The organism is Dyadobacter luticola, assembly GCF_005860805.1.
In the GTDB taxonomy this organism is placed as follows: Bacteria; Bacteroidota; Bacteroidia; order Cytophagales; family Spirosomataceae; genus Dyadobacter; species Dyadobacter luticola.
The window spans coordinates 717,168-733,742 of sequence record NZ_VCEJ01000002.1; the positions used below are offsets into that span (position 1 = coordinate 717,168).

General features: G+C 47.2%; 18 protein-coding genes. 2 read left to right on the top strand and 16 right to left on the bottom strand.

Features of this window, described 5'->3' with window-relative positions; translation table 11 throughout:
• Positions 1–7: 7 nt before the first annotated feature.
• From FEN17_RS02975 to FEN17_RS02995, 5 genes are read right to left on the bottom strand one after another with little or no spacing between them, the layout of a single operon-like run.
• A complete protein-coding gene (locus FEN17_RS02975; RefSeq protein ID WP_138363811.1) occupies positions 8–1,141 on the bottom strand; it encodes an acyltransferase family protein in 1,134 nt (377 codons plus the stop codon).
• A gap of 2 nt (positions 1,142–1,143) precedes the next feature.
• Complete coding sequence (locus FEN17_RS02980) at positions 1,144–1,731, bottom strand: sensor histidine kinase (protein WP_138363812.1); 588 nt, start codon at positions 1,729–1,731, stop codon at positions 1,144–1,146.
• A 3-nt stretch (positions 1,732–1,734) separates the two neighbouring features.
• Positions 1,735–2,073, bottom strand: a complete 339-nt coding sequence (locus FEN17_RS02985; protein ID WP_138363813.1) for an STAS domain-containing protein — start codon at positions 2,071–2,073, stop codon at positions 1,735–1,737.
• Positions 2,074–2,078: 5 nt separating this feature from the next.
• On the bottom strand, positions 2,079–3,236 hold the full coding sequence (locus FEN17_RS02990) for a response regulator (protein ID WP_138363814.1): 1,158 nt from the start codon (positions 3,234–3,236) through the stop codon (positions 2,079–2,081).
• Entirely contained in the window at positions 3,233–3,778 is a 546-nt protein-coding gene (locus FEN17_RS02995; protein ID WP_138363815.1) for a hypothetical protein, read from the bottom strand. The genes FEN17_RS02990 and FEN17_RS02995 overlap by 4 nt, the downstream gene beginning before the upstream one ends.
• A 185-nt stretch (positions 3,779–3,963) precedes the next feature.
• Here FEN17_RS02995 and FEN17_RS03000 point away from each other — a divergent pair, with 185 nt between their 5' ends.
• Both FEN17_RS03000 and FEN17_RS03005 read left to right on the top strand, forming a co-directional pair.
• Positions 3,964–4,881, top strand: a complete 918-nt coding sequence (locus tag FEN17_RS03000) for a glycosyltransferase family 2 protein (protein ID WP_138363816.1) — start codon at positions 3,964–3,966, stop codon at positions 4,879–4,881.
• A 3-nt stretch (positions 4,882–4,884) separates the two neighbouring features.
• Positions 4,885–6,069 (top strand): glycosyltransferase family 2 protein, encoded by a 1,185-nt coding sequence (locus FEN17_RS03005; RefSeq protein ID WP_138363817.1) that lies wholly within the window; start codon positions 4,885–4,887, stop codon positions 6,067–6,069.
• 27 nt (positions 6,070–6,096) lie between these two features.
• Here the strand turns inward: FEN17_RS03005 and FEN17_RS03010 are convergent, their stop codons facing one another.
• The 11 genes from FEN17_RS03010 to apaG all read right to left on the bottom strand — a co-directional run bounded on the left by FEN17_RS03010 (position 6,097) and on the right by apaG (position 16,555).
• Complete coding sequence (locus FEN17_RS03010; protein WP_138363818.1) at positions 6,097–6,465, bottom strand: Hpt domain-containing protein; 369 nt, start codon at positions 6,463–6,465, stop codon at positions 6,097–6,099.
• A 55-nt stretch (positions 6,466–6,520) separates the two neighbouring features.
• A complete protein-coding gene (locus FEN17_RS03015) occupies positions 6,521–7,531 on the bottom strand; it encodes an MlaD family protein (protein ID WP_138363819.1) in 1,011 nt (336 codons plus the stop codon).
• Positions 7,532–7,533: 2 nt separating this feature from the next.
• Positions 7,534–8,298, bottom strand: coding sequence for an ABC transporter ATP-binding protein (locus FEN17_RS03020; RefSeq protein ID WP_138365249.1), 765 nt, complete (start codon positions 8,296–8,298; stop codon positions 7,534–7,536).
• Positions 8,299–8,300: 2 nt separating this feature from the next.
• Positions 8,301–9,089: an MlaE family ABC transporter permease gene (locus tag FEN17_RS03025; RefSeq protein ID WP_138363820.1), complete on the bottom strand. Its 789-nt coding sequence runs from the start codon at positions 9,087–9,089 to the stop codon at positions 8,301–8,303.
• A gap of 28 nt (positions 9,090–9,117) precedes the next feature.
• Positions 9,118–9,891: an EcsC family protein gene (locus FEN17_RS03030; RefSeq protein ID WP_138363821.1), complete on the bottom strand. Its 774-nt coding sequence runs from the start codon at positions 9,889–9,891 to the stop codon at positions 9,118–9,120.
• A 155-nt stretch (positions 9,892–10,046) separates the two neighbouring features.
• Positions 10,047–12,044 carry a sialate O-acetylesterase gene (locus FEN17_RS03035; RefSeq protein WP_138363822.1) on the bottom strand — a complete coding sequence of 666 codons (1,998 nt, stop codon included), beginning with the start codon at positions 12,042–12,044 and terminating at the stop codon, positions 10,047–10,049.
• Positions 12,045–12,083: 39 nt separating this feature from the next.
• Positions 12,084–13,076 (bottom strand): glycoside hydrolase family 43 protein, encoded by a 993-nt coding sequence (locus FEN17_RS03040; RefSeq protein WP_138363823.1) that lies wholly within the window; start codon positions 13,074–13,076, stop codon positions 12,084–12,086.
• Positions 13,077–13,135: 59 nt separating this feature from the next.
• Positions 13,136–14,278, bottom strand: a complete 1,143-nt coding sequence (locus FEN17_RS03045) for a hypothetical protein (RefSeq protein WP_138363824.1) — start codon at positions 14,276–14,278, stop codon at positions 13,136–13,138.
• Positions 14,275–15,240, bottom strand: a complete 966-nt coding sequence (locus FEN17_RS03050; RefSeq protein WP_138363825.1) for a DUF2157 domain-containing protein — start codon at positions 15,238–15,240, stop codon at positions 14,275–14,277. The genes FEN17_RS03045 and FEN17_RS03050 overlap by 4 nt, the downstream gene beginning before the upstream one ends.
• A 109-nt stretch (positions 15,241–15,349) precedes the next feature.
• Entirely contained in the window at positions 15,350–16,126 is a 777-nt protein-coding gene (locus FEN17_RS03055) for an O-methyltransferase (protein WP_138363826.1), read from the bottom strand.
• A 42-nt stretch (positions 16,127–16,168) separates the two neighbouring features.
• The gene (gene apaG / locus FEN17_RS03060; protein WP_138363827.1) at positions 16,169–16,555 is read right to left on the bottom strand and encodes a Co2+/Mg2+ efflux facilitator ApaG/CorD; all 387 of its coding nucleotides are present in this window, start codon (positions 16,553–16,555) and stop codon (positions 16,169–16,171) included.
• Positions 16,556–16,575: the final 20 nt, after the last annotated feature.

Here is a 16,575-nt window from a genome sequence, read left to right on the forward strand (position 1 = left end):
TAGGCTTTTACGGAGTTTTCAATTCAGAGGTACGACCAGCCACGGGCGACGGTGTCCGCGGTTTTGATTTATAGGCAAACCGCATTTCAATGTGCTTGTAAGTCAGCATGGAAAAAATGTAGATCACCAGGAAATTGAGAATGAACAAATAGGAGTAGGCGGTTTCGGGAAACTTCAAAATCCGGATGAAAGCCACATTGAACAAGCTGATCATCAGCGCGTGGCTCATATAAATGGAGTAGGAATATTTGCCGAGGTTATGCAGCAGCTTCACCTGTTTCATGGCATTGGAAATGATCCCTTTTTCAAAAGCAAAAATGTAAATGCTCGCGAAAAACAGGAATTCGTACACAAATCCGAATTTTTTCAAAATATGCCCGGCGCTGATCATGATAATGATGGCCGCTATGGACAGGATTTCCAGTACAGTGAAAAGTGACGACGGACTTTTAGAGAATGACGAGTAAGTATTTCGGAAGACATTCACGCAAATCGCGCCCAGGAAAAAACCGATAATACCTCTCAGAAACCCGTAATCGAATGTGAAATCCAGCTTAAAACCATCCTGGATGGAAATCAGCGCCATACTCGCGGCGATCACCAGCAGGAAGTAGATCCAGTTTTTCATTTTTTCAAAACGTAAAGAAAAAATGGCGAGCGTGATTAGCGCGAAAACTATGTAAGCCACCATTTCGGCGCTGATCGACCAGCTCGGAATGTTCCAGCTGACATCTTTCGGGTTGAAAATCGGCGTGGAATTGAGCAGGAAAAGTGAAGAAATAAAGGTATAAATGTTGTTGTCGGGATCATTCGGATTGTTGACTTTCACGTAGGCCGTCAACATATTTTTGGCTATTTCCACGCCTACAAACAACATTAACATAAAAATGTGCAGCGGGTAAATCCGAAAAAAACGCTTCTTCAAAAACAGTTTTACCTCCCCGAAATTGGAAATTGCCTGGTAGCTGTATGCGATCACAAATCCGCTAAGCACGAAGAAGAAATCGACGAACATATCCGCATTTTCAACAAAAGCATTGTTGATGATGACGGTCTTGGCAAAAGGGCTCAGGTGGTACAGAAATACCAGCGAAGCAAATAACCCGCGAAAAATATCGAGCACTTCAAACCGATGTTTCATATTCAGCTGCCTTGGAGGTTAAAAGTGCTCCGGAACCTGTTGATGCCCGTCACAGGCTCATACTCGTACTCGAAATGGTCCGATGCCTTGGTCAGGATCAGAAGCCCGAAATGTTCGCTGGTATTGAGCAGCAGCATGGGCATTTCCTCACTTTCGATTTCCTGGATATAAAAAACCACCCTGTTGGGGCTCTCCGCCAGCACCGTTAAAGACTCCGAACCATTGTGATAAACCTGGAAATGCTGCGGAAAGGCTTCCTCCTGCAAAGGCCAGGTAATCGGGCCGCGATCAGCAACACCGCTGCTCGCGTAGTTTTTGAGGGTCAAGGGTTTACCACTGTCTTTTTTCTCGAAAAACACTTGCGCGTCATTGATCCGGATCGTCAGCAGGCATTCTTCCACCGCCGAATGTTTGATGGCATTCGTCAGCATTTCCGTAATCACCCACTTGATCCTTGTGGATACGCCCAGTTCCAGATCTTGCTGGCCGATTTGGCCCTCAATGTATGCAACGCAAAGGCTTACCGTGTCTGAAATCGCTTCCAGGTCACATTCAAAGACTGTTTCAAACCTATTTTGATCCTCGTTCATGCGCTATTTTATAACTTCCATCGCCTCTGCGTAGTCTTTAAAAATCTTAAAGACTTTATCCATCCTGATCAGCGTCAAGAGGTTGTGAACGTCGGGTTTTAAGGATACCAGGTAAATGTCAATGTTTCTCGGCAAAGCATATTTCAGCGCCACCACCAGGCTTCCCAGGAAAGAACTATCGACATAATTGACATTTTCAAAGCTCACCATGATCAGCTTCGCACCACCCACCATCAGGCTGATCATTTCCTCTTTAAAACTCTCTGAATTAGCCAGGCTTGCTTCGTCCGGTACAATCGTCGCCTGGATCACGTGGTTTATTTCGCGTGTTTTTAATATCATCTGGGTTAGTTTTTTTCAATGAAAATAATGCTGGCGTCGTCCAGCTGGTTACTGTCGTTGATGCGCTCCAATACCTTTGTTCTGATATGTGCAAAGCTTTCGGGCTTGCTGAGGTAGGGGCTGATTCTCTCGACAAAAAATGGGTAATCGCTCTTTTTCTTACCGTTTGACGGGATATCGATCATGCCGTCAGTAAAAATGATGAGGCTGTCGCCGGGCTGCAAAGCAATCGTGCGCTTGTCGTAGTAGCCGTCTTCCAGCAATCCCAGCAGCAGCCCCGATGATTGTATGGTCGAAACGGAGCGGCTTGCGGCTTTGTAATGGATCAGCGGCAAATCGCCGGCGCCCGTGTAATGTGCCTCGCCCGTCTCGCTGTCAAGCAGTAGCAGCGACAGGCTCGATAGGATATTTTGTAAGCTTTCGTCCAAATAAATCAGCTTATTGATCTTCTGCACGATGGTATCGAGGTTGAAATCATTGTCAAGCACGCAAAAACGGATTGCGGCGCGGATGTAGCTGAGAAAGCCGAAGGTGAAAAACCAAGCCTGCCATTTTTTTCCCATGATGTCGCCCAAAAAAGCGAAGCAAAAACGGCCGTCGACCTGCACGAAATCCAGAAAATCACCTCCCGGATAGCCGCGGAAACCCTGGTGCCAGAAATGCACTTTGAATCCGGGTACTTCCGGCTCGCGCACCGGAATAGATTTAACATTCAATGTTTCGGCAGCAATTTTCAGCTCGCGCACCGACCGTGAATGTTCGTTCTGCAGAGAAGTGATAATGTTGTTCAACTTGGAAATGATCACCGGGATCGGCGTTTCCTTGTTGATAAAATCCAGGGCGTACATGCTTAACCCCTGTAAAACCAGCGAGTTATCGGTAAATGATGTTAGAAACACAAAAGGAATGTCGCGGATGTTGGGGTTCATCAGTACCGCCTGCCTGAAATCGAAACCATTCATTTCAGGCATATCATAATCCGAAAGAATAAGGTCCGGCGTTTCCGTGACAAGCAGCTGCAATGCTTCCGTAGCCGACTCCGCCAGTACGCACTGATACCCTGCACGCATCAGCGCAGCCTCAACCACCCTGCTGAAAAGCCGGCTGTCCTCCACGAGGAGGATCTTTTTGACAGCGGCCGGGGCATCGGTATATGCGATCATTTTTTGTTGAAGTTTAGCACCAGCATCAGGACCCCGCCAAAAATGATCAGCAACGAAAACAGGTCCATGACAGTAACCCCGTCATTGATATTGAAATAATAAACCGTAAAAATTTCGAAACTGGGTGGCGCCGGCATAATGATCATCGACAAACCTGCCACGATCAGGATCACCGCCAATATCATCATGACCCCTTTTTGCAGCGGCGTCGTTTTGTTTTCGCTGCTGATCTTACTATCGATCGGGTTCTCGGCCAGAAGCTTTTCAAGCCCGTCCAGGAGCTGCTCGCGTGAGAGACTTTTGTCCTCGTCGAGCATCTGAAAAGGCGCCAGTTTTTTCTGTGCCGAGGCCGATTTCCGGAACGCATCCGAGATCTGCTGCTGATAGCTACGCGACAATTCGCCGTCTACCGAAGACCTTCCAATCAATTCTACCAGCTCCTGAACTTTACCGGCCAAAATATTCTTTTCAGGATCACTTTTTAAGAATTGATTTCCGGGATTTTCCAAAACGAAATGAATGTCGTGCGATGATATTTTCACTTTACCAACTATTGATTAGATTTTAACCGATCAGGAGAGGGTTTCCGAACTAGTTTGGACAAAATCCGGTGCTTCAAGCTACATTTTTCTTAAAGCTATATTTTTATTATTAATTTTGAAATAGTTCTACAAATCAACAAAAATAATCCCTTATTCAGAACGGTTTTTAGCGGTCATTTTTCAGAATGAAAAAAGTTTCCATCGTAACTGTCAATTTCAACCAGCCTCAGGTGACCGAGGATTTGCTAAAATCATTGAGTGAGGTAAATACGTATCCCGATCTTGAAATCATCGTCGTAGACAATGGCAGTAAGGTAAATTCCGTCCCGAATTGGGAGGCAGCTTATCCCGGGATCATTTTTATCCGTTCTGAAAAAAATACCGGCTTTGCGGGCGGCAATAACATTGGCATCCGGAAGGCGACCGGCGATTATCTTTTTTTAATCAACAACGATACCGAAGTAACCGGCGAACTAATCGGAAAGCTTGTAGCCGATATGGAAGCCAACCCAAAAATCGGAATCATTTCACCCAAGATCCATTATTTTGACCAGCCCGAAATGCTGCAATACACGGGCTACACGCCGATGAACTACTACACGGCGCGGAATGCCTGCATCGGTCAGTTTGAAGAGGATCGGGGACAATACGATTCGTTGAGCGGAGTTACCGGCTACGCGCACGGCGCGGCCATGATGATCAGGCGCCAAGCATTGGAAAAAGCTGGTGGGATGGCCGAAAATTATTTCCTGTACTATGAAGAACTCGACTGGTGCGAGCGGATCAGAAAAGCCGGGTACGAGATCCACGTGGATTTGTCCGCATTGATTTATCACAAAGAATCCGTTTCTGTTGGTAAGCGGTCGGCATTGAAGGAATATTTCATGAACCGCAACCGGATTTTGTTTATCCGCAAAAATGCGCCGGGGCTGACATTCTTCATTTTCTGCTGCTACTTCCTGGTGGCCGTGGTGCCTCGCAACATTATTCAATACATTAAAAACCGGGAATTCAGCTTTATTCCCGTCTTTATAAGATCAATCACCTGGCATTTTAAAAATAAGCCGGATAGCGAAAACCTGGGCTATCCGTTGATCCGCTAACTTATGGAAATCCTCTTCTGGCTCAGTCTGTTCATCGTTTTTTACACGTTTTTGGGCTACGGCATTGTGCTGTACATCCTCGTCCGCATTCGCCGGGCAATGAAAGGCAAGCGGCTCGCGCCCGGTCTCGACCAGGATTTCCCGACGCTGACACTAATCATTGCGGCGTATAATGAGGAAAGTATCATTGAAGAAAAAATCCGGAACACGCTCGAACTCTCGTACCCAGCCGGAAAGCTGAGTTTATTATTCGTCACTGACGGGTCGTCTGACCGCACGCCGGAGCTGGTGAGCAAATACCCGCAGATCAGGTTGATGCATACCCCCGCCCGGAGCGGGAAAATTCTGGCCGTGCACCGCGCCATGCATGAAGTGACCAGTGAAGTAGTGGTTTTCACAGACGCCAACACATTTCTCAACCGCGACGCCCTTGTGCTCATCGCCAGACATTATGCCGACCCGACCGTAGGTGCAGTTTCCGGCGAAAAACGCGTGATGCAGGACGCTGTGTCTGATGCCACCGCCGGGGAAGGTTTTTATTGGAAATATGAATCGACGCTTAAAAAGTGGGATTCCGAGCTTTATTCTGTGGTTGGAGCGGCAGGGGAGTTGTTCAGTGTGCGGCGGTCGCTTTACAAAGAGGTGGAGCCTGATACCATTCTTGATGATTTTATGATCTCGATGCGCATTGCCCAGCAGGGTTACCGCATTATTTATGAGCCGGAGGCGTATGCTTCGGAGCTTTCGTCGGAGAACATTCAGGAAGAATTGAAAAGAAAAGTAAGGATCGCGGCGGGTGGTATCCAGTCGATTATGCGGCTTAAAAGTCTGCTGAGTCCGTTTGGCTATCCGATGTTATCATTTCAATACGTCAGTCACCGGGTGCTGCGTTGGACGGTCACGCCGTTTCTGATGATCCTGTCGGTAATCCTTAACATTGCGATTGTAGCTACTTCGGGTGGCTGGTTTTACTGGCTGATTTTGCTTGGACAGCTTTTCTTTTACGGGCTGGCTTTCGCCGGCTGGATCTTGGAAAGGAGAAAAATCAAGGTGAAAGCGCTTTTTGTGCCTTATTATTTTTGCATGATGAACTATGCAGTAATCGCAGGAATCGGCAGATATTATAAAGGAAACCAGAGCGCTGCCTGGGACAAAGCCAAAAGAAAAAGCGCAGAACCGGTGAGGTAATGCGCTTTTTATGAGTGCCTGAAAATCTTAAAGTTCTTTCAACCGCGCCGACTCTTCTTCAAGTACCGGCACCAGCACATTCAGTTCTGAGGATATTTCGTCGTACCTGCTCACCAGATCAGCCCTATCGGCGTCACTTTTGATGGCTTTTTCCAGCTCGTCCACTTTTTTCCGGATCTTGGTGAGACCGGTCATGGTAAATGAGGGTTTCAGGCCGTGGACAATGCTGGCGGACTCTTTTTTATTATCCGATTTCAAAGCTTCTTCCAGGGCGTGCCAGCGGGGAAGCGAGTCGCTGAGGAAAGCATCGAAAATCATGTAAAGAATCACCGGGTCTTCGCCGTAAGCCTGGTCAATGTATTCTGAATCAAGAAGTGGGTTGAGTTCTAGGGCCATCAGGTTTAGGTTATAGGTTCATAGCGTTTTCAAGTTGTGCAAAACTATGCAATTATTAGTTCCCCTGTGCTTTCAAGGAGTCTTTTGGTTGCTGCTTGGCCGCTTCTTTCGCCTGTTTCTTGAAATAACGTCTGAACAGGAAATTGGAGCGTAATGCTGTCATATTGGTATCCAGCTTGCCGGTAGTCTTTTCTAAGTTTTTCAATGTTCCCTTCAGGTTGGCAGCCGTCGCTTCATCGTGCAGTAATACGCCCAAAGGACTTGTCGTATTCGAGTTGAGATCGGCGCTGGCCGTTTTCAGGTTGTTCACCATCACATTGGCCGAAGAAACCGTTTCGTTAAGGCGCGCCATGGTACCTCTCAAATCCCGCATAATGGTCGTATCAGTAGCAAAATCATTCGCCAGCCCCCCTTTTTGATTGAGCTTTTCAGTAAATCCTGCCAGTGAGGCGGTCAATGTCTGCGCATTGGTAGACGCTTTTTTCAATGCACCCAGGGTTTGGTCTACATCCTTATAAAGCGTTTCATCGTTGAGCAGCATACCCACGGTACCTTTTCCTTCCAGGATATTTTTGCTGATGGTTTTGAATGCACTCGTGATGCCCAGCAGGTTTTTATTATTTTCTGATAAAACCGCCAGCATTTCCTCCGTGCTTTCGATTTTTTCAACCACCAGCTCATCGCCGTCTTCAATCGAAGGTACCTTCTGTGTGCCGCCGTAGAGAACAATGATCTTATTACCGATCAAACCGTCGGTGCTGACCTTGGCTTTGGCATTTTTACGGATAAATTCCTGAGATTTCTCTTCAATGTTCAGCATTACCTCCACTTTGGAGTTTTCGAGAAACCGGATCGATTTCACGGTGCCGATCTTGACGCCTGAATACCAGACATTGTTGCCTTGTTTCAGACCATTTACATCGTTGAAAATGGTTTTGACGGTAATGTTCGAAGAGAATACCTTCTTCATACTGCCGATGGTCAGTATCCCGACAACAAAAATGATAATGCCGAAAATGACAAAGAGGCCTACGGTTATGGAGCGTTTTCTTGCTGATGTTTCCATTATTACTGAATAAAATTATAATCGTAAAAACTTTTGATCCTCGGTTCGTCCGATTCAAATACTTCTTCAAATGTTCCCGTTTTGAGAAACTTGCCGTCGAGCAGCATGGCTATGCGGTCGCCGGTCTCGCGGGCGCAGGTAAGGTCGTGGGTGATAATGATCGAGCTGGTGTGATACTTTTCCTTCACTTCGACAATTAGCTGGTTGATTTCCAGGCAGGTAATCGGGTCAAGACCGGCGGTAGGCTCGTCGTAGAGCATGATCTCGGGTTTTAAAATCAATGTGCGTGCAATGCCGATCCGCTTCCGCTGACCACCCGAAAGTTCCGACGGCACCTGGTTGATCGTCTGCAAAAGTCCGACTGCATCCAGTACCGACTCCACTTGTTCATTGATTTCCGCGCGGGTCAGGTTCGCAATGTTCCTTACCAGCGGGAATTCCAGGTTTTCGCGGACAGTCATACTGTCGTACAAAGCGCTGTTTTGAAAGGAAAAACCGATTTTAAGCCGCAGCTCGCGCAGCTCTTTTTCGTTCAGTTGCGACACCTCTTTTCCCAGCACGATACAATCACCGCGGTCCTGGTTGAGCAATCCGGCAATGATCTTGATCAGCACCGACTTACCCGTACCGGAACGACCGAGTACCACCACATTTTCCCCTTTTTCCAGCGTCAGGTCCACACCCCGGAGTACATGCAGGTCACCGAAGGATTTGTACAAATCCCTGATCTCGATTACGTGCTCGCCGGTTTTGGCAAAATCTTCCATCATTATATTCTAAAATAATTCGATACCTGTACAATGATCACTTCCTCTATAAAAATCAAAAACATGGAAATGACGACGGAGGAATTGGCCGCCTTACCCACACCCTCGGTGCCTTTGCTGGCGTTATATCCCTGATAGCAGCCCACGATGCCGATCGTAAAACCGTAAGCGACCGCCTTTGCAACCGATGTTCCGATATCCAGGAAAGTGATTTGCTCAAAGGCATTTTCGAAAAAAGCCCTGAAACTCGTGCCCTCATTCAAAGCCACATTCAGGTAGGCGCCCAGAAGACTTACGAGTGTACAATAGAATACCAGTATCGGGATGGTGATCGTAGAAGCCACCACGCGGGTTACCACGAGGAATTTGAAAGGATTTACCGCAGACACTTCCATCGCGTCGATCTGCTCGGTCACCCGCATGGAACCCAGCTCGGCACCAATGCTGGACCCAACCTTACCCGCGCTGATCAATGCTGTAACCAATGCCGCCAGCGCCCGCACGATCGCGATCGCCACCAGCGAGGGCAGCCAGGAAGTGGCACCGAATTCTGCCAGCGACGGCCTGGATTGTTTAGTAAAAACCATTCCGGTAATAAAGCCCGTCAAACTGATCAGCAGCAGCGACTTATAACCGATCGCGTAACATTGTTTGATGATTTCACTCAATTCCATTCTCCCTTTGAACGCTTCCCGGAAAAAGCGTACAAAGAAGCTATACCCGTTATATACGGCCAGAAGGGCGGAATCTATTTTTTTAGTGTAAACCTGATCCTTTCTTTTAGCGCTCATTCAATTTTTTTGCAAAGTGGATTTTTCCTTAAAATGTCAGTGGCAAGGTAGCCGGGGATCTGCCGTCGGGCAGCGCTTTATCTTCGAGCCAGCGCATTCTGTAAGCATTCATGGCGGTTTTTCCAAGTTTGTCCAGCAACCTGTAATTGACGATCACGCCCACCGCCGCACCGATACCGGGAATGAGCTGCGCCATTTTCGCGAGGTCGATGTAATCCCGGTATTCCTGCTGGAAAGATTTCCAGTCAAACTGGTGAATGTCGTCGGGTAAGGTGCTGCTTTTTACATTCCAGTCGGTCATCTGGTCGTAAACCCTTTGACGTTGTTTCTGGCTGGAAAAGGCGAGCTGGAAAATGTGGAGTATAAAAAGTCGTTCCTTGTAATCGTTGATCGGCCGGCCGTAAAGTGCCGCGATTTCAAAAAGCAGCTTCATTTTAATGCCGATCAGGATCGGGAATTCGGCGAGCGCAAGCCAGAAACCGCCGGCTCCGGTTATTCCACCTTCGGCAGCGCCGGCTTTTTTATAAAAATCTATGCGTCGCTGAACTGCCGTTTCAATTTCTTCGAGCGAAGTAACCATCGGCTGGGAAGAGGTAGTAAATTCGGCGCCTGTCAGCACCGCGCGGGTCATTTGCTTGATTGTCGCCGTGATGGCCTCGTGTATTTTATCAGGGATAATATCATTGATTTTGTCCTGAACAGCCTTGGAAGTTCTGTCGGCCAGGTTAGGCTGCTTTTGCATTTTCCGCCGCCATTTCAGCAGGTCCTGCGTTACTTTTTCCTCATACGTGGTGAGATGCATATCGGGCACGGTAAATTCAGATAGGGTAGAAGCGGGAAAAAACCGGCTCTGACCCTTGTTTAGCAAAAATCATTCCAAGTAAATTGAGCCGTCTGACAAGCTAATTTGGGATGCTATGCTATTTTCCGTGCGAAACGATGATACCTATATGTAAATCAATACACCAGCAGTTTCCGGTTCCAGCGATTATCGCCTGATTCGAATTGGATTACGTGAAGTCCGGGCGTAAGTTCCGGCAATGTGAATGTAGTTTCTGCACCATTCTTTAACTGGGTTTGATAAAGCTGCTGCCCCTGTACATTTCGCACAGAAATAAGCCCCGCGACCGGTTTTGGGAAGGAAATTTTTACCGGCTGATTTCTGACTACCGGATTTGGATAAACTGAAAACGGCGCGTCGGCTTCCTGCTCCACACCTGTGATAACCGGGAATTCATATTTGGCATAAGCATAATCGGCGGATTCGGAGGTTTTGCTGACAGCTTTCAAACGATATTCAATGGCTCCTGCATCCAGTCCCGGCTTATCTGTGAATGTCAAAACTGAACTCGAAAGGGTTTCGAGGGCAACGTAAGAATTGGCGCCGGGCAACTTTCTTTCCAGCTTATACTCCGTGGCGCCTGTTACGGATTCCCAGTTCAGGGAAATGCTTTTGTCTTCTTTGGCAGCGGCTGTCAATGTCGGCGTTTTCATGCCTGCTGCGATAGGTACCTGGTAAAATGTGAAAGCCCTCATGCCCAGCTTGTTCTTGATATAGGGGCCGGTGAAAGGGTAGTAGGGGCCGCCTTGTTCGAGGAAATTGGGTAGGTAATCCAGCATTTTTGCAGTCTGCGGGCCAGTCATGGTCAGTATTACCCGGTTTCCTTCCGCCTTGCCCGAGCTTACAAAGCCTGTGAAGCCGTCGGTATAGAAAAGGTCTTTAAGATCGAGGGTAACATTACCATTGGGTTTATAGGGCTCCGGGTAAACCAGCTCCTGGCCCTCGTCAAAAACAAGGATCACTTTGGTCCGGTCTTCCGAGTAAAAAGCTTTTTTGAGTGACGGCGAGTTGATGTTGAGCGTATCTTTCAAACCGTAAAAGTCACGCTCGATGAGGCGGGAAACTTCCTGCCCGCTCTGCACATTGCCGCCATGGCCATAATGCAAGCCGTCGAACTCGCTGGTGCCGACGGTAGCGAGGGAGCGCACGTCCGGGTAGATATCCGGTAGCCTGCGCTGGTAATCGCGCAATATCGCACCCACCAATGTAGGGTAATAAATAATGTCGATCTGGAAAACATATATTTTCTGTAAACCGGCCAGGTCCATTTTCAGGTTTTTGCGCAGCTTATCGAAATTGTCTTCCCAGTAGGAACCTTCATTATAAGCTTCACTTTCGCCCTGCCGGAACATATAGGCTTTGACAGCGCTCGCCACCCCCGCTTTTTGCAAGCGATAAAGCATTCTCCCGTACCCATTCGTCAGGTCCGCTGGGTTATTTTCCGTGCGCTGCGCGTGGCTCCAAGCCGAGGACCAGTGAAAACCAGCATTGATCAGACAGTTCGGAATACCCGATTTCTGCATCAATTGTTTTTGTATTTCAAAGCCCATCGTACCCACACCATTATCGTATGAATTCTTATTGGAGTAGGTCCAGAGCGTGTCTGCAGCATTGTAAGGGTCGGTATTGAGGTTTTGGGTGATCTTACCGAATGTTCTGCAAAAACGGTTGGTATCGGGCTCACCAAAAAATCCGGTGGAATTGGATTGCCCTGAGAGTACATACACATCCCCGCTCACCACCTGCTGCCGGTTCACAACCAGCGCAGAATCACCATCCTTGCAAACGTAGATTTTAAAGTCGTATCCTGCGAGTTCAGCCTTGATCTTTTGCTCTGCCGAAAATCTACCAATGTTATTCTGATAGGTAATGTTGGCCCGCAAATACTTGTAAGCCGCATTTTCCCTGGTAACCTGGATGGATATGTATTTCCAGCCCGCTCCTTCCACAATTCCGGAAAACGGTACCGTGGCTTCATTTTCGGCATTTCTGGGATAAAGCTGATAATCCTGCGGAAGCTTATTGAACACCACAGAATTGAACCGCTGAGCAGGACTGGCGCCAACAGAGAGGAGGTAAATACCGGCCGCAATCAGTAGATGTTTTAAATTCATAGTGTTCAGCAAAAAGTACGGGAGGATTATTTCAGGCAATTATTTGAGCGGCACCGCTTTCACACCTTCACGGGTAATTTTGACAGGGTTGATCATGCCTTTTTCGTCAAATGTCATCACATCTACGCAGGTTTCGCGGTGATTGCCGTCTGTTTCGGTCAATGGCCGGCGGTGATAGACAATGTACCATTCGTCTTTGCCGGGAATCTGGATTACAGAATGGTGGCCGGCGCCCCGGGCGACCGCGGGATCCTGTTGAAGAATTTTGTCTACTCTTTTGAATGGTCCAAAAGGCGAGTCAGCCACTGCGTAGGCAACAGAATAATTTGGGCCTGTCCAGCCGCCTTCCGACCACATAAAATAGTATTTACCGTTTCTGATAAACATAAAAGGGCCTTCCACGTAGCCTTCAGGGGTGATTTCGCGAAATGTCTTACCGTCTTCAAAAGGTACGAAACCTGTGAAATCCGGTTTCAACTTTGCAACATTGCAATGTTTCCAGCCGCCGTAGAAAAGATAATGTTGGCCGTCTTTGTCTTTAAAAACAAACTGATCGATCGGCTGGGCTCCGTTGTGAAATTTATCGACCAGCGGCTTGCCGAGGTAATCTTTGAAAGGCCCGGCAGGGTTATCCGCCACAGCGACGCCGATTCCGCCATATTCGTTATCGCTTTGAATGTCATTGGCGCCAAAAAAGAAGTAGTATTTTTTGTCTTTTTCAATAATAGAAGGCGCCCACATGGCACGCTTCGCCCATTTTATGGCATTGTTGTCGAGAATGTTGTTATGTTTTTCCCAGGTGACGAGGTCTTTGGAAGAAAACGCGTCGAAATGCGTCTGCTCATCGTAAGGCGCTGAATAAGTAGGATATATCCAGTAAGTTTTGTTAAAAATAATCCCCTCGGGATCAGCATACCAGCCTGGAAAAACTGGATTACCGGATGTTTTGACCGCGTCGGGCGTTTTTTTGGACTGAGAAAAAGATTGAAAACCGCAAATGCAAAGCAGTGTTAGGATGATGGCTTGTTTCATTACAAAGATTTTGAGCGTAGCTGGGTAACCTTTGTAAAGTTCTTAATTTTTGCCAAAATTCAATAGACTTCCCCCGCACCTCCGCCACCAAAATTACCGCCACCAAACTCGAATCCTTTTTCGGCGGGCGTCTGTCCCAGATTTTGCGCCACCAAAATCGCTTCCAGATTAGCCAGTTTCCGACGACCGTCCTGCTCGTCTGACAGGCCAAATTTCGGCGTATGGAGGTATTTTATCGCGCTCGCTGCGATAGTAATAAGCAGCGCGCCGGCCACCAGCAGTTCCTGCGCCGGAGTAAGCGGACTGAAATAATGCCGGTAAGTGTAGATGGAAAAACCGAAGCAAAACAAGCCGATGATCAGGAAAAGCCGGTCGTGTTTTTTGAGGCCGAAGAAAATGTAGCCGATGGGTATAGCGGTGGTAAAAAGATAAAAAAGCGGCGCAAAGTCGATTTGAGGGGAAATTGGTAAATGCAGCTCGTTCAGCATGGCATTGCCTTCGCGGACGATGAAATAATTACCTCCTAAATAGAAAACTACCATGCAAAGTCCTTGGAGCAACATTTTGCATTCTTGGTAATAAATGTTGCGGATCAGTCTGACCTGGGAGAAGACGATCGCAGAGAGAATCATGAGTGCAAAAGGAAGTAATGCCTTACCGATCGGGAACTTCATCATCAGGTCACCGACGAGCGCGAAAAGTGCCAGAAAGCAGCCTAACGTGGTCAGCAGATCTGCGTAACGCAATGTGGCGACAGTAAGAATAATGAGGGCCAGCATACAATAAACTGCGAAACCGGCACCTTCAAAAAGCAGGAAAACAGGTGTCATCGCCGCCCCGATCCCGGCATAGAGCAGCGCATTGTCGATGCCGGAGTGGTATAGTTTATTGTTTTTGATTAAATGTTCGAGGAAGAAAAAATAGGCAACCGCCGCGATAAGGCTCACCACCGAAAAAGTATTCTCGCTGGCCATATCCGCCACGAAAATGGACAGGAAACCTGCGAAAAAAGAACAGCCTATTAACCCAAAAATGAAAAGACCGGATTTTACAAATAAGCCGGGACGGTAAAAATGCTCGGGAAACTTTGTTTTAACCAGTGCTTCCTGCTCGCTGGTCAGCAGGTTTTTCGACTTCCATTTCGCAGCAGTCTGGACGATATGCAGGTTTTCGATCCAGGTAATGTTATAGGCTTTTCTCATTTTTTGATGCCGAGGAATTTCTTGAAGTTTAGAAGAAAGTAAATTATTCCTGCGCTAGATAACAGTACATAGTAAACACCTACAATTGCTGCGGCATCTCCAAGAGGACGTAAAACGGAATAGCTTAGAACTAAATAACCATAGACGACACCCATGAGGAGAAATACCAGAGATTGCGCTTTTCTAGCTCTGAAAATGAAGAAACCGGAAAGACAGATACTAACAATAAAACAAATAATACCATAATCTTTCGTGAAAAAACCTATTAATGAGGCAATACTTGCCAGGTTTCCACCAAGGAGAAAATAGGTGAATGAAAAATGTCTTTTCAATTCCTTTTCTTCTGAAAGCCAGCCTATCAAGACAAGCAGCGATCCGAGTATCATGGCCGAAATAAGCAAACGCTCGTTACCAAAATCGTTTTCAGCCAGGATCGACATGGGGGCAATGGTCAATCCAAGCCAGGAAGCCAGCCCAGTGATCGCCATCGAGAGCGCGCCGCGGTGGTCGAACCGGTAGGCGGAAAAGAAGAAAATGATCGTAGGAATGATGATCGCCAGTCCGTAGCGTGAGCCGAAAAACTTATATTGGAATTGAAGGTAGCCTTCGAGCGCGAGAAATAATGTGCATTCCAGAAGCAGCACGTAGTCAGAAAATTTGTTCGGGTTCCGGACCTCCGACCAGGAAAATGGCAGGCTGTGTTTAAATGTATAATAAAAGCAAAACGCTGTGAGAAAAGCGATGATGGCAATGATCACCTGATGACCGATCGTATCGATATTCTCATAAATAATAATTCCCGCGCCGGACGTGAAAAGCAGAATGCCGAGGTAAAGTATCGAGCGGAGTTCCCAATGCAGCGAAAACGGTTTCGAAGTTTCGTAGCTGGAAATGATGGAAGCCTGTTCTTCGGAAATAATTTCTTTTTCCGTCAAAGCTTTCAGAATAGCTGGGGTTGACATGCGTGTAAATTCGGGGGAGGTCAGTTGATGGTGCAACTTTACCAAAATAAAGAGCGAAAGGACATTCTCATTTATTCAACGGAACAATAAATTATTCAGTGGCGGACGATCAAAATCTCAGGACAAAATCTTCCTTAACCTGCTCAGTTCTAAAGAAAACCAGCCCTACCCAGAAGAGGTCGACGGTCAGGGTAACTTTTGGGTGTGCCTTGATGTATTTCCAGGCTTCGGTCATTTCGTCAGACCAGTAAATGTCGTCGAAAATAAAGACGGAATCATTTTGAATGTGCGGCAGGCAGGTTTCGAAGTACCGGACTGTCGGCTCGTACCGGTGGTTCGCATCGAAATAAGCGAAGTCAATACTACCTATCAGACTTTGAACGACTTCCGGTAGCGTTGTATCAATGTTCCCTACTTCGATGTGAATGTTCTTCGCGCGCTGCGCTGCAAAATGTTTTCCAGCTTTCGCGGCAGTTTGTGGGCAACCTTCCAGCGTAATTATCTCGGCTTCGGGATTTGCTTTGGAAAGATATAATGTGGTCAATCCTAGTGAAGTACCTAATTCAAGGATTGTTTTGGGTTGAAATCTTTGAATTAATCGGTAAAAAAGCTTTCCGAATTTTTCCGGCTTTTCCGCATTCTTGGCAATCGTGCGGATTTTGCGAAGATTGGATTTGTTAACCCGTGAACCTGCGCCAAGATCCAGGATTTCGATTTCCTCGTTGGAGCGAAGGAGTTCTTTCCTTAATTTTTTGATCGTTTCGTAATCCGGATTTTGACCGCTTTTTACAGAAATGACATTGTTGTAAAGTTCAAATAAAAACGGAGAATGGATGGAATGTTCGTTTCCCGAGCGCAGGAGGTACTTAATATAAGCGGCGATCAAAATAATGTCAATTTAAAAAGCAGACCGGAGGTCACGCCGGATCTAATTCAATCTGTAAGGAGCCACCAGCGAAAATGCGGGAATAATTACCCTGAACTGCCGGCCGTCGAGTACGCGCTCCATCAGGTAAGTGCCTGCCATCTTGCCCAGATCCGTCCGTAAGTTACATCCGGAGACATAATCATGCACATCACCAGGTTCCAGGATCGGTTGCAGACCAACGATTCCTGCACCTTCCACTTCCCGTACCGTACCATTTGCATCGTAAATATGCCAGTGCCGCCTGAGCAGCTTGACGGTATATTCACTGTGGTTCTCGATCAGGATCTTGTAGGTAAACACGTAATGGTCTTGCCCCGGATTGGAATAGTCGGGCTGAAACTCCGTTAAAACTGTGACTTTGACACCATCTGTCACTTTGGAAACCATACGGAACGTGCGGGTTTGCG